This window comes from Limosilactobacillus sp., from assembly GCF_051873075.1.
Classification (GTDB): Bacteria; Bacillota; Bacilli; order Lactobacillales; family Lactobacillaceae; genus Limosilactobacillus.
The window spans coordinates 15848-28790 of record NZ_JBJEEM010000007.1; the positions used below are offsets into that span (position 1 = coordinate 15848).

At 49.8% G+C, this 12943-nt stretch carries 11 protein-coding genes, 5 tRNA genes and 1 riboswitch; of the genes, 15 read left to right on the forward strand and 1 reads right to left on the reverse strand.

The window, feature by feature from the left end; genetic code table 11:
- Positions 1-8: 8 nt before the first annotated feature.
- The 10 genes from ACI31J_RS01475 to ACI31J_RS01520 all read left to right on the forward strand — a co-directional run bounded on the left by ACI31J_RS01475 (position 9) and on the right by ACI31J_RS01520 (position 5926).
- Entirely contained in the window at positions 9-683 is a 675-nt protein-coding gene (locus tag ACI31J_RS01475; protein ID WP_439772701.1) for a phosphatase PAP2 family protein, read from the forward strand.
- Positions 684-751: 68 nt separating this feature from the next.
- Positions 752-1189, forward strand: a complete 438-nt coding sequence (locus ACI31J_RS01480) for a GNAT family N-acetyltransferase (protein WP_439772702.1) — start codon at positions 752-754, stop codon at positions 1187-1189.
- A 23-nt stretch (positions 1190-1212) separates the two neighbouring features.
- A riboswitch (Lysine riboswitch) is annotated at positions 1213-1386 on the forward strand.
- Between the two features lie 83 nt (positions 1387-1469).
- Positions 1470-2963, forward strand: a complete 1494-nt coding sequence (locus ACI31J_RS01485; RefSeq protein WP_439772703.1) for an amino acid permease — start codon at positions 1470-1472, stop codon at positions 2961-2963.
- A gap of 108 nt (positions 2964-3071) precedes the next feature.
- Entirely contained in the window at positions 3072-3713 is a 642-nt protein-coding gene (locus ACI31J_RS01490) for a deoxynucleoside kinase (protein ID WP_439772704.1), read from the forward strand.
- Positions 3714-3782: 69 nt separating this feature from the next.
- Positions 3783-3855, forward strand: a tRNA-Val gene (locus tag ACI31J_RS01495).
- A 3-nt stretch (positions 3856-3858) separates the two neighbouring features.
- Positions 3859-3940 (forward strand) — tRNA-Leu (locus ACI31J_RS01500).
- A 99-nt stretch (positions 3941-4039) separates the two neighbouring features.
- Positions 4040-4111: transfer RNA gene (locus tag ACI31J_RS01505), tRNA-Gly, on the forward strand.
- A 5-nt stretch (positions 4112-4116) separates the two neighbouring features.
- A tRNA-Arg gene (locus tag ACI31J_RS01510) sits at positions 4117-4190 on the forward strand.
- 53 nt (positions 4191-4243) lie between these two features.
- A tRNA-Pro gene (locus ACI31J_RS01515) sits at positions 4244-4317 on the forward strand.
- A gap of 235 nt (positions 4318-4552) precedes the next feature.
- Complete coding sequence (locus ACI31J_RS01520) at positions 4553-5926, forward strand: NAD-dependent succinate-semialdehyde dehydrogenase (RefSeq protein ID WP_439772705.1); 1374 nt, start codon at positions 4553-4555, stop codon at positions 5924-5926.
- Between the two features lie 110 nt (positions 5927-6036).
- Here the strand turns inward: ACI31J_RS01520 and ACI31J_RS01525 are convergent, their stop codons facing one another.
- Positions 6037-6807: an SDR family NAD(P)-dependent oxidoreductase gene (locus ACI31J_RS01525; protein WP_439772706.1), complete on the reverse strand. Its 771-nt coding sequence runs from the start codon at positions 6805-6807 to the stop codon at positions 6037-6039.
- Between the two features lie 199 nt (positions 6808-7006).
- Between ACI31J_RS01525 and ACI31J_RS01530 the strand changes: the two genes are divergently transcribed.
- The 5 genes from ACI31J_RS01530 to ACI31J_RS01550 all read left to right on the forward strand — a co-directional run bounded on the left by ACI31J_RS01530 (position 7007) and on the right by ACI31J_RS01550 (position 12812).
- A complete protein-coding gene (locus ACI31J_RS01530; RefSeq protein WP_439772707.1) occupies positions 7007-7684 on the forward strand; it encodes a matrixin family metalloprotease in 678 nt (225 codons plus the stop codon).
- A 233-nt stretch (positions 7685-7917) separates the two neighbouring features.
- Positions 7918-8940 carry an alcohol dehydrogenase AdhP gene (adhP, locus tag ACI31J_RS01535; RefSeq protein ID WP_439772708.1) on the forward strand — a complete coding sequence of 341 codons (1023 nt, stop codon included), beginning with the start codon at positions 7918-7920 and terminating at the stop codon, positions 8938-8940.
- 145 nt (positions 8941-9085) lie between these two features.
- Entirely contained in the window at positions 9086-9553 is a 468-nt protein-coding gene (locus ACI31J_RS01540) for a CtsR family transcriptional regulator (RefSeq protein WP_439772709.1), read from the forward strand.
- A 13-nt stretch (positions 9554-9566) separates the two neighbouring features.
- Positions 9567-12059, forward strand: a complete 2493-nt coding sequence (locus tag ACI31J_RS01545) for an ATP-dependent Clp protease ATP-binding subunit (RefSeq protein ID WP_439772710.1) — start codon at positions 9567-9569, stop codon at positions 12057-12059.
- Positions 12060-12209: 150 nt separating this feature from the next.
- Positions 12210-12812 (forward strand): TetR/AcrR family transcriptional regulator, encoded by a 603-nt coding sequence (locus ACI31J_RS01550; protein ID WP_439772711.1) that lies wholly within the window; start codon positions 12210-12212, stop codon positions 12810-12812.
- The last annotated feature ends 131 nt before the right edge of the window (positions 12813-12943 follow it).

Genomic DNA, 12943 nt, shown 5'->3' on the forward strand with positions numbered 1-12943 from the left:
GATTCAATATGTTTATCGAACGTGATCAGCACCGGTGGTGGCGGTTTGCCATTAGTGGCGGTGCTTTTATCATTTTAATGCTGCTTATTAAGTTTAATTCAGCGGTCGCGACCATGATTGATGCCGTCCTGCAGTCGCTGTTTACCGGGCAGCGGATTGAAAGCGTGGGCTGGTTCCACGCCCTGATGACCCTGCTGTCATTCTTGGCGAGCCCCAAGATGGACCTGCTCTGGGTAGTTATCATTGCAGTCGTGTTATGGATCAAACACTATCAGATTCCGGCACTATGGGCGCTTGGAACAATCATCGGCGGTGATGTTCTTGGTGAAATTTTCAAGCACTTTGTTAAGCGGGCCCGGCCGGCACAGCACCTTGCTGCCGACGACGGTTATAGTTTTCCAAGTGGCCATACTCTGGGAATCTTCCTGGTGGCCGCCATTCTGTTGCTGATTGTGATCCCGCTGATCAGGAAGCACTCTACCCGGACGATTTGCCAGTTGCTGATCGTCTTTGCGGTCTTCTTCCTGGCGGTTTCCCGGGTCTACTTATACGCCCACTGGCCATTTGATACGATCAGTGCCATGCTTTTGGCCTATGCCTGGCTTCAGGTAGCGGAGTGGCTCTACGTGGCCTGGGCACCACGGCTACGAGAGATTTCGTTCCTATCAACTTCTGAAATATAACGATTATTGAGACCGGCGAAGAACATGGCTTCCTTACCGGTCTTATTTTATTTAGGGAGGGGATAACAATGACGGAAATTAAAATTAACGTGGCTGTTCCTGAGGACAGTGCGGCCATCGCTCAAATCCTGGCCGACCCGCTCGTCCAGCGCCGGGCCCACCTGATGGTTGTTCCCGACCCCACGGCCGTTGCCATGCTGATGAAGAGTGTCTACCTGCTGACGATCCGTCGTGACCAGCAGGTGGTCGGGGTAATAACCCTTGAACCGGTCGCTGACGAATGCTGGGAGATTGGCTACCTTCTTCGCCACGCCGACTGGGGCCAGGGCATCATGACGGCGGCGGTGGGCCTCCTCTGTGACTGGCTGCATCCCGGGGCGACGCTGCTGGCGACGGTGGATGATGACAACATCGGTTCGCAGCGGGTCCTGATCAAAAATGGCTTCACTAAGGAGACCGATGATGGCGAGCAGGGAAAATGGCTTTTCAAAAAGTCCTTGCACTGATCAAATATTAGAGTATAATTAGAAAACAATGAAGAGGTTGCATCTCTTATCAGTAGTCCGCAACAGGTGAGTAAGCACCGGACGGCGGCTGAAAGGAAGGGATGCCGAAACAGCGGCCGGCTTATTCCGGCATGCTGTTGGGCCATGATTGAAGAAGTCATGGACTGTCGCTTAAAATGCGGGGCGCTTCCAAAAAAGAACTACCGTGGTTATTACCAGGTCTTCTGATGGGTGTCCCGTTGGAAGACTTTTTTATTTACTATTTGGAGGAATGAGTTATATGGCAGAAACAAGTCAAAGTGACCACTCCACCGGCCACATTAAGCGGTCGCTGAAGACGCGTCACCTCTCAATGATCGCCCTCGGGGGGACGATTGGGACCGGACTCTTTATCACCAGTGGTGAAGCGATCTCAACCGCCGGACCTGGTGGGGCCCTCGTTGCCTATATTGTGATGGGGATGATGGTTTACTTCTTGATGACCAGCCTCGGGGAAATGGCGACCTACATGCCGCTGACCGGGTCCTTCTCCGCTTATGCTACTAAGTTTATCGATCCGGCCCTCGGCTTTGCCATGGGGTGGAACTACTGGCTGAACTGGGCCGTTACCATCCCGGTGGAGGCGACGACCGCCGGAATCATTATGAATTACTGGCTGCCGTCGGTTCCCCAGTGGATTTTCAGTGTCACCGTGTTGGCGCTGATCTTCTTGATCAACTACCTCTCCGTTCGTTCATATGGTGAAACGGAGTACTGGCTGGCCCTGGTCAAGATCGTAACCGTGATTGTTTTCCTGGTTGTCGGGGTGGCGATCATCTTTGGAATCATGGGTGGTCATGCCGTGGGAGTCAGCAACTTCCACTACAAGAAGGCACCGTTTGTCGGTGGGATTCCAGCCATCATTAGCGTCTTCCTGATCGCCGGTTTCAGTTTCCAGGGGACAGAATTGGTTGGGATCACTGCTGGTGAAGCGGCTACTCCAGAAGTTTCGGTTTCCAAGGCTATTCACTCAACCTTCTGGCGGATCCTGATCTTCTATATCTGCACGATCTTTGTGATTGCATGTATCTTACCGTACACGGATAAGAACTTGCTGAACCAGAACGTCTCTAACATTACGATGAGTCCGTTCACGATTGTCTTCAAGCGGGCTGGGCTGGCCGTTGCCGCAAGTGTCATGAACGCGGTTATCCTGACGGCGGTGGTTTCCTCTGCCAATTCCGGGCTCTACGCCTCAACACGGATGCTCTTCTCCCAGGCTCGTGAAGGGTACGCATGGCGCTTCTTTGGCTACGTCAACAAGCGGGGGATTCCGATTTACGCCCTGCTCGGGACGATGCTGGTTTCGACTTTGATTTACCTGACCCAATTTATTGGTCCTCAGGCCTACAACTACCTGATCAACGCCTCTGGATTGTGTGGATTTATTGCCTGGTTGGGAATTGCCTCCTCGCACTGGCGGTTCCGCCGGGCCTACCTTGCCCAGGGCCGCGACCTGAACGACCTGAAGTACCGGTCATCCTTCTTCCCATTTGGGCCAATCTTCGCCTTCGTCCTCTGCTTCATTGTGATTTGTGGACAAAACGTGGATGCCTTCATCAAGTTGGACTGGCAAAACATTGCTATTTCATACATGAGTGTGCCGATCTTCTTGATCCTGTTCATCTACTACAAGGTTCGTTACCGGACCCACATCATTCCATTGGATGAGGTGGACCTGTCACGGAGCACCAAGGGTGAAAAGTACGTAGCACCAGATGATGAGGATAAATAATTATTAACCACAAAATATGGTCACTTTCGGGTGGCCATTTTCTTTTTTAGTGTTAAAATTGTATTCGTGTGTTTTTAAAGACTCTAACTATGAAGGGGAAAATGATTAATGATTGCTTTAGCCGGAACAATTGGTGCTGGGAAGACCAGCTTGACGCAACTCTTAGCTAACCATCTGCACAGCCAGGCATTTTACGAATCCGTTGAGGGAAACAAGATCCTGCCGCTTTTCTACAAGGACCCGAAGAAGTACGGCTTTTTGCTACAGATCTACTTTTTGAACAAGCGCCTAGACGAGATCAAGTCTTCATACAGTAACGACTTAAACGTCTTGGACCGGTCGATCTTCGAGGATGCACTCCTGTTTAAGCTGAACGCTGACATGGGCCGGGCCACGGAGACTGAGTCCGATATCTACTCATCATTGTTGGACAACATGATGGAGGAGTTGCCGGATCAAGTTCACCAGAAGGCACCGAACCTTTTGATTACCATCCAGGTTTCGTTTGACACCATGTTGAAGCGGATTAAGAAGCGCGGCCGTTCATATGAACAGATTGCTAACGATCCGTCGCTGTACAACTACTACAAGAACCTGAACGAACGTTACGTTGACTGGTACAAACAGTACGACGAGAGTCCAAAGATGCTGATCGACGGCGATAAGTATGACTTTGTCGAAGATCCGCAGGCGGCTAAGCAGGTTTTGGCAATGATTGATCAAAAATTGGAAGAATTAAATCTTAAATAGTGGTTGACGGGAAATCAAAATAATGCTATATTAATTAAGCTGATTTGTTTCAGTTTAATTAATTCTTTCGGAGGATTAGCTCAGTTGGGAGAGCATCTGCCTTACAAGCAGAGGGTCACAGGTTCGAGCCCTGTATCCTCCATATGCGGATGTGGCGGAATTGGCAGACGCGCAAGATTTAGGATCTTGTATCTTTTGATGTAAGGGTTCAAGTCCCTTCATCCGCATTCAGCTTTTGAAATTAATCAAAAAAAGCTGTTGACAAATTTCGCTTGATCGTGTATCATTTATAACTGTTGATACGAAATGTGTCAAGAACCTAATATGCGGAAGTAGTTCAGTGGTAGAACATCACCTTGCCATGGTGGGGGTCGCGGGTTCGAATCCCGTCTTCCGCTCTTATGCACCCATAGCGCAATTGGATAGAGTGTCTGACTACGAATCAGAAGGTTGAAGGTTCGACTCCTTCTGGGTGCATCATTAAAGCGTGACAGTTATCTCGTTGAGATGGGTGTGGCGCTTATTTTTTTCGGAAATTAGCTCAGCTTGGTAGAGCGCTGCGTTCGGGACGCAGAGGTCGCAAGTTCGAATCTTGTATTTCCGATACTATTAAGCCGTTTTGACAGCACTGGTTGTTGTCAAAACGGCTTTTTGTGTTGTTGCTATGCTTTGTGAAATTTATAAATATAAAAAATTTTTTCACAAAGAAACTAATACTTTCCAAGCTTTGATACATGTGTATGATTGAACGTTGATATAAAACACTTGTGAAATTGCGGGAAACGCTTACAATGTGAAATAAGATATACTAGCAAGGAAATAGGAAAGGTGATTGTAAAATGGCTTATAAGACAGTTAATCCGTATACGAATGAAATTGAACACGAATATCCGCAAACGACAAATGAAGAGGTGGAAAAGACCCTCGCAGCGGCCTATGAGCTCTACCTGCGCTGGCGCAACGGCGATGAACTGGAAGCACGCAAACAGATCATCACTCGGCTGGGAGAATTGCTGCGGGCAAAGAAGCATGAGATGGGGGCTTTGATCACCCACGACATGGGGAAGCTGATCGGCGAGGCGGAAGGTGAAGTCGAACTCTGTGCCTCGTTTTGTGACTATTACGTCCAAAGGGCAGACGAGTTCTTAGCACCGACCCCGATCTATACTGCGTCCGGGAATGCCTATGTTTTGCACCAGGCGACCGGGGTCCTGATGGCTGTTGAACCGTGGAACTTCCCATTCTACCAAATTGCCCGGGTCTTCATCCCGAACTTCTTAGCGGGAAATCCGATGGTGCTAAAGGATGCCTCCAACTGTCCAACATCGGCGCAGACATTTGCTGATTTGGTGAGTGAGGCTGGCGCCCCCACAGGTAGTTTAACCAACCTGTTTGTGGATTATGATCAGGTCGGGCAGATTATTGCCGACAAGCGGGTCCAAGGGGTTTGCCTTACCGGATCCGAACGTGGTGGCCGGTCAGTGGCGACGGAGGCCGCTAAGAGCCTGAAGAAGAGCACGATGGAACTGGGTGGCAACGATGCCTTTATCGTCCTGCCTGATGCAGACATTGACCAATTGACGGATGTTATTTTTGCGGCCCGGCTGTACAATGCCGGTCAGGTATGCACCTCATCGAAACGCTTCATCATTCCGGACAACCTCTATGATGAATTCTTGAAGCGGGCTAAGGAAATCTTTAGCAACGTAAAGATGGGGGACCCGATGGATCCAAGCACCACCCTGGCACCAATGAACTCTAAGAAGGCCAAGGAAAAGCTGCAAAAGCAGGTTGACCTGGCGATTGAAAATGGGGCGACGGTCGTTTACGGTAATCAGCCGGTGAAGGGGCTGGCTGGCCAGTTCTTCATGCCGACCATTCTAACGGATATTGACCGGGACAACCCGATTTTTGACCAGGAGATGTTTGGCCCTGTAATGGCCGTTTACAAGTACCATGATGTAAAAGAGGCGATTGCGCTGGCCAACGATTCGAGCTACGGCTTAGGAAGCACGGTCTTTGGTACCGACATTGCCCGTGCCCGGCAGGTTGCCGCCCAAATTGACACCGGGATGACCTGGATCAATTCCGGCTGGGCATCGCTTCCTGAGTTGCCGTTTGGCGGGGTCAAGCATTCCGGATACGGTCGTGAGCTGGCTGAACAGGGCTTCAAGTCATTCGTTAACGACCACCTGGTATACGAGCCGGAATAATGATCATTACTGACAATGTATCATGTCACGTTAAATAAAAAAGGCCATCCAGAATTAGCCGAAGTTCTGGATGGCCTTTTGAGCTTGTAAGTAATAATTTGAATGGTGAACTAACCCCGGACGGACTGTCCGCCGTCGACGATCAGTTCGGCTCCGTTGACGTACTTGGCCTCATCACTGGCTAAGAAGAGAACCGGGTAGGCGACGTCCTCGGGATCGCCGAGGTGGCCGAGCGGAATTCCAGCAATCAGCGAGTCGAGAAGAGCCTTGTTGAGTGTGAAGGCTTGCATCATCGGGGTCACGATCCAGCCGGGCAGGACAGAGTTAACCCGGATGTTGTACTTGCCGAGGTCCCGCGCGGCTCCCTTGGTGAACGCCCGTGAGGCCCCCTTGGAGGCGGTGTAAGGTGATGCCCCGGCGATCCCTTGGACACTAGCCAAGGATGAGATATTGATGATTGAACCGCCGCCAATCTTCTTCATTTCAGGAACAACGTGCTTCATTCCCAAGAAATGACCCATGGCATTGGTATCCATGAAGAGGTGCCAGTCCTCAACCGTTGAGTCGGTGAGTCCGGAAGTGTTATCGGTGATTCCAATCCCGGCGTTGTTCACCAGGATGTCGATCTTCTTAAACTTCTTGAGTCCCTGGGCAACGGCCTCAACCCAGTCTTCTTCTTTTTTAACATCCAGCTTTAGTGGCAGGACGACATCGCCGTATTCCTTAGTTAAGTCAGCGACGTGTTGGTTGAGGAGTTTGGTGTTGACATCGGTGGCAATCACCTTGGCTCCTTCCTTAACAAAGAGGGCCAGTTCAGCTGCACCCTGACCGCTCGCCGCACCGGTGATCAGTGCTACTTTATCATTAAGACGCTTTGACATAGGTTGAATCTCCCTTTTGTTATATTTGTATAAAGAATGTTGTTTCTATAATATCAATAAAGGCTGCATTAGAGCAATTAAAATTAAGTTACCGAAAGATTAAAAAATGTTACAACGAGTTTGGTCAGCCATAATTGTTGATCACAGGCTCGAAATGGCTCATCATTGGTGGCAACTACATAGTAGAGAAGGGGAAATCGTGAAACGTCTTTTATTGCTGTTCAGCATTGCGATAGTCAGTTTAGGGATGGGGATACCGGTGCATGCCGACCAACCTTCTCCAATCGGCCAGCCATCAGCCTTCAGTGCGGATACCCAGTCAACGGGGGACAACTCTGCCCAAACGCTTCGTGCGGGTGAAAGGACGCTCCGCATTCCGTCCAGCACCCCGCTCCCGATCGAAGGTTACCGCTGGCCGACGAGAAAGTTGAAAATTTACATGAAAACTCAGGACAAGGCGCTGCAAATCGCCTTCAGGAATGCAGTGAAGGCTTGGAACAAAACCGGAGCGGTGCACATTAGCTGGTGCCAAGACGAAGAACAAGCGGACATCATTGCTCAGGATGGTTCATTGACTGCTTCGGCCCCGACGGCCACGGTGGGTTATGTGTCATCCCAGCTTGGGTCGACCAGTACCGAATATAATCCAGATACCCATGCAATGATCCGGGCACGCTCAACCCTGGATGCGGGGCAGCTGGACTACACCAGCCGGACCTTTAGAACAGAGGTGGCTGAACACGAGCTGGGACATGCCCTTGGTTTGGCTCATGCTCCAGAATACGTGCACAGTGTGATGATTCCCCGCAATATCAAGACTGGAATCACCAAAAACGACCGAGCGACGGTCCGTATCTTGTACGGTTTGCCCCAATAATTATTGTGATTGCTTCACAATCTTATTACTTTTAGTTAGTGAGATAATTTAATCTTTATAATTGGTTTGTATTGGTCCAATCCAGTAGTAGCGCTATCATTGCCGATTTAATAGCAAATGGTTTATTAGCTGTGACAAAAAACTTAGAAAATAGCCTTTAAAAACGAAGGGGGTTCTGCTATTATAATAATTGTGAAAAGTAGAACATGTCTTTGAGAAGGAGATTTTACCTTATGAAAGCTGCTGTTATTAATGATCCAGTAGATGGATACGTTACTGTTAAGGACGTTAAGCTTCGTGACCTCAAGCCAGGTGAAGCTTTAGTTGATATGGAATACTGTGGTCTTTGCCACACCGACCTACACTGTGCCGCCGGTGACTTCGGTAAGAAGCCAGGCCGGATTATCGGTCACGAAGGTGTTGGCCGTGTATCCAAGGTTGCCCCTGGTGTTACCTCTCTGAAGGTCGGGGACCGGGTATCAATCGCTTGGTTCTTCAAGGGCTGTGGCCACTGTGAATACTGCCTGACTGGCCGTGAAACTCTTTGCCGGAACGTCTTGAACGCCGGTTACACCGCTGATGGTGCTATGGCACAACAATGCATCGTTCCAGCTGACTACGCTGTTAAGGTTCCAGAAGGCCTTGACCCAGTTGAAGCTACTTCACTGACTTGTGCCGGTGTTACGATGTACAAGGCACTGAAGGTTGCCGACATCAAGCCTGGTCAATGGGTATCAATCGTTGGTGCTGGTGGTCTTGGTAACCTTGGTATCCAATTTGCTCACAACGTCTTCGGTGCTCACGTTATCGCCGTTGATGGTAACGAAGACAAGCTGAAGGCTGCTAAGGAAAACGGTGCTGAAATCTGCATCAACCGTCATGATAACAATGTTGATGAACAGATCCAAGAAAAGGTTGGCGGTGTTCACGCCGCAGTTGTTACTGCCGTTACGACCGCTGCCTTTGACCAAGCCGTTAACTCCCTTCGTCCAGATGGCCGTTTAGTTGCCGTTGCCCTTCCACAAGGTGACATGAAGCTGAACATCGCCAAGACGGTTCTTGATGGGATCATCGTTGCCGGTTCATTGGTTGGTACTCGTCAAGACCTGGCAGAATGCTTCCAATTCGGTGCTGAAGGTAAGGTTCACCCAATCGTTAAGACCCGGAAGCTTTCAGAAATCAATGACATGATCCAAGAACTGAAGGATAACAAGGTTGTTGGTCGGAACGTTGTTGACTTCAGCCTTGAAGACTAGTTGAATTCGCGTTAATAAATTGTGAGCTGTAGGAAATATTAAACTTTCCTATGGCTCTTTTTGTATTCAGGGTGTCTGACGGGCAGAAAATAGGAAAATATGATAAAATGATGGTCAAGATTAGTCAGATGATGGGGGCGATGAAATGGAAAACCGAAGTATTTCGGATATAATTGAAGCATATCTCAAGGAAATATTTGGTGACGACACCCAGATCGAAATTCGTCGTTCTGAAATTGCTGATCATTTTAACGTTGTTCCATCACAAATCAACTATGTGATTAAAACCCGATTCACCATTCAAAACGGCTACCTCGTCCAGAGTAAACGAGGTGGTGGGGGTTACATCCGCATCGAGCGAGTTAATTTACTTGGCGACGTAGATGTGCTAAACTCACTGGTCCAAGCAATTGGCGAGTCAATTCGTGAACGGGATGCGTTTGCAATTATTCAAACGCTCTACAACGAGAAAGTGATTTCACAACGCGAGGGCGATCTGATGCTGGTGGCACTATCGAAGCAGACTTTAGCAGTTGATGATACCAATATGGAGAACAAACTCCGTGCACGGATTTTAGTTTCGTTTCTTAATCGATTACGGTATGAAAGTTAGAGGATGATTGCAGATGGATAACATGTTTACACCTAGCGCTAAGCACGTTTTAGCAATTGCTCATGAACAGGCAAAATACTTTAAGCACCAAGCGGTGGGGACTGAGCACCTGCTGTTGGCCCTGTCGATGGACAAAGACGGGATCGCCAATAAGATTTTTGAACAGTTCTCAATTACAAGTGACGATATTCGCGAAGAGATCGAGCGCCTGATTGGCTACGGGACAATGGATGACCTGGGGCCCGCCGACTACCTGCCGTACTCACCAAAGGCTAAGCAGGTCCTGGCACTGGCCGGGCGTGAAGCCCAACAGATGCATGCCCTGAAGATCGGGACCGAGCACCTGTTGTTGGCCTTAATTGCGGATGAAGGCGTCCTTTCGTCACGGATCCTGTACAGCTTAGATGTCTTGCCGCGACAGGTACGCAAAGTGACCCTGCGGCGGTTAGGAATTTCCGAAAGTCAAGTACGGCGCCGGGCCAGCCAAGACAACAATAACCAGTCGGCTGGGACCCCAACCTTGGACAAGCTGGCTCGTGACATGACCCAACTGGCCCGGACTAAACGCTTGGATCCGGTGGTTGGCCGGGACAAGGAAATTAAGCGGGTCATTCAGATTCTGAGTCGGCGGACAAAGAACAACCCGGTCCTGATTGGGGAACCAGGGGTCGGTAAGACAGCGATCGTCGAGGGCTTGGCCCAGCGGATGGTTGAGGGAACAGTTCCCGAAGAGCTAGCTGACAAACGGTTAATGGTCCTCGACATGGGGTCACTGGTTGCCGGCACCAAGTATCGTGGTGAGTTTGAAAACCGATTGAAGAAAGTCATCGAGGAGATTCAAAATGACGGGCACGTCATCCTCTTTATCGATGAATTGCACACCCTGATTGGTGCTGGTGGTGCCGAGGGGGCCATCGATGCTTCCAACATTCTGAAGCCGGCACTGGCCCGTGGTGAATTGCAAACAATTGGGGCCACGACCTTGGACGAATACCAGAAACACATTGAATCAGATGCAGCCCTGGAACGGCGGTTTGCGACCGTGCAGGTGGATGAACCAACACCAGAAGTGGCCCTCCATATTCTGAAGGGCTTACGGCCAAAGTACGAGGAACACCACCACGTTAAAATTACGGATGATGCTCTGGAACAAGCGGTTAAGCTGTCTTCACGTTACATTTCCGACCGCTTCCTGCCTGACAAGGCCATCGACTTAATGGATGAATCGGCTGCCATGGTTCGGATCGACGCGGAAGAGAAGCGAGACCAGCAGCCATCCCTTGAGAGCAAGTTGGACGACCTGCGTTCTGCCAAAGAAACGGCGATTGAGAACCAAAACTTCGACAAGGCTGCCCAGCTGCGGCAGGACGAATTGACGCTGAAGGCCGAGTTGGAACGGCAAAAGCGGAAGTTGGAACAGCGGTCGGCGGAGAAGGATGGTTACCGCTTGAAAGTTACCGGCGAAGATGTCGCCAAGGTTGTTGCTGAATGGACCGGGGTGCCATTGACCCAGTTGAAGAAGAGCGAGAGTGAACGATTGGTTAATCTGGAACGGGTTCTCCACCGGCGGGTGATCGGCCAGGAAGAGGCCGTTAGTGCCGTGGCTAAGGCCATTCGGCGGGCCCGCAGCGGCCTCAAAGATCCGAACCGGCCGATTGGTTCCTTCATGTTCCTCGGCCCAACCGGGGTCGGTAAGACTGAGTTGGCTAAGGCCCTTGCCGAGGCGATGTTTGGTTCTGAGGACAACATGATCCGGATCGACATGTCCGAGTACATGGAGAAGTACAGCACCAGCCGCCTGATCGGTGCGGCACCGGGCTACGTGGGCTACGACGAGGGGGGCCAGTTGACTGAGAAGGTTCGCCAGCACCCGTACTCCGTTGTTCTTCTGGATGAAGCAGAGAAGGCTCACCCGGACGTCTTCAACCTCTTGCTGCAGGTCTTAGATGACGGTTACCTGACTGATTCCAAGGGACGTAAAGTCGACTTCCGCAACACGATCATCATCATGACCTCCAACCTAGGTGCAACTCAGCTGCAAGACGAGAAGGAGGTCGGCTTCGGCGCCAAGGACATGAGCCAGGATTACAATGCCATGGCGGCGGCGATCAAGCAACAGTTGAAGTTGCATTTCCGCCCAGAGTTCCTTAACCGGATTGATGAAACGATCATCTTCCATTCACTTAATAAGAAGGAATTGCACCAGATTGTTAAGCTGATGGCCAAGTCCTTGACCTCCCGGATCGCTGAGCAGGGGGTTAACTTGAAGCTTACCCCGGCGGCAATTGACGAGATTGCTAAGGTTGGGTACGATCCAGCTTATGGGGCCCGGCCACTGCGGCGGGCACTTCAGGACTACGTTGAGGATAGCCTGAGTACCGCTCTGCTGGATGGGCAGATCAAGGTTGGTGATGACGTTACGATTGGCGCTCACCAGGGCCAATTGACGATGAAGATCAAGAACTCTGGTACCGCTAAGCCAGTCTTGGTTAAGATGAATAAATAGTTAAAGTTGAAAAGCATTAGCGCGCTTCTGATGGCTAAATACAGTCACCTGGAGCGCGTTCTTTTTTGTTCGGCCGATTTGTGAGATCATTGTCAAAAAACGTTAACTGGTAATATAATGTGGATAAACGTTTTTTTAGGGGGCAATTAAATGAAACGAACGGAGCAGTTGGAAAAAACGCGCCGGGCAATTTTGCAAACGGCAACGCGCCTTTTTTTACAAAAGGGCTTTGCTCAAACATCGACGCGGGACATCGCCAAGGAAATCGGGATTACTCAACCGGCCTTGTATCACCACTTCAGTGACAAGGAGGTTCTATTCTTAAGCGTGATGACCGAATTCTCACAGAAAGTTCACCAAGACATTAATAAGGTCCTGCGTAAACATAAGCTGGACCCGGAAGAACAGCTTTTTGAAATCGTGAAGGTTTTGAAAAAGCACCACTCGATCAGTATCTATGATCAGTATAATCAGGCGATCCAGCTACTCTCGAAGAGTGCCCAGCAGAAGTACAATATGATCTTTGTAATGGATTATCTGGTACCGATTGGTGAATACTTCAAGCAGCCTGAGGTGGGCTTACGGGCAGATCTTTTGCCGCGAGAAGCCGCCGAACTTTTCTTGGCCAGCCTGACGCCGGTATTTGGGACCTATCAAGCAATCGGTGGGCATGCGATTAGCAGTGACCAGCGGACCAAACTGATCATTGACTGCATTATCAATGGCCTGAAGCGGACCCCTAAACAAAATTAATATAATCCTTGACAACTTAAATGTGAACACATATAATTTAGTAGTATGTAATTTGTGAGTTCATTTGGGCCCGGTGATCTATTGTCCATCGGGTTCTGCAATAAAACCAAAGACAGTCCTTAACTGTTTTT

Excerpts from the sequence above, each read along its gene's own strand:
- ACI31J_RS01475 (WP_439772701.1), top strand. The coding sequence starts at position 9 with ATGTTTATCGAACGTGATCAGCACCGGTGGTGGCGGTTTGCCATTAGT.
- ACI31J_RS01480 (WP_439772702.1), top strand. The coding sequence starts at position 752 with ATGACGGAAATTAAAATTAACGTGGCTGTTCCTGAGGACAGTGCGGCC.
- ACI31J_RS01485 (WP_439772703.1), top strand. The coding sequence starts at position 1,470 with ATGGCAGAAACAAGTCAAAGTGACCACTCCACCGGCCACATTAAGCGG.
- ACI31J_RS01490 (WP_439772704.1), top strand. The coding sequence starts at position 3,072 with ATGATTGCTTTAGCCGGAACAATTGGTGCTGGGAAGACCAGCTTGACG.
- ACI31J_RS01520 (WP_439772705.1), top strand. The coding sequence starts at position 4,553 with ATGGCTTATAAGACAGTTAATCCGTATACGAATGAAATTGAACACGAA.
- ACI31J_RS01525 (WP_439772706.1), bottom strand. The coding sequence starts at position 6,807 with ATGTCAAAGCGTCTTAATGATAAAGTAGCACTGATCACCGGTGCGGCG.
- adhP (WP_439772708.1), top strand. The coding sequence starts at position 7,918 with ATGAAAGCTGCTGTTATTAATGATCCAGTAGATGGATACGTTACTGTT.
- ACI31J_RS01540 (WP_439772709.1), top strand. The coding sequence starts at position 9,086 with ATGGAAAACCGAAGTATTTCGGATATAATTGAAGCATATCTCAAGGAA.
- ACI31J_RS01545 (WP_439772710.1), top strand. The coding sequence starts at position 9,567 with ATGGATAACATGTTTACACCTAGCGCTAAGCACGTTTTAGCAATTGCT.
- ACI31J_RS01550 (WP_439772711.1), top strand. The coding sequence starts at position 12,210 with ATGAAACGAACGGAGCAGTTGGAAAAAACGCGCCGGGCAATTTTGCAA.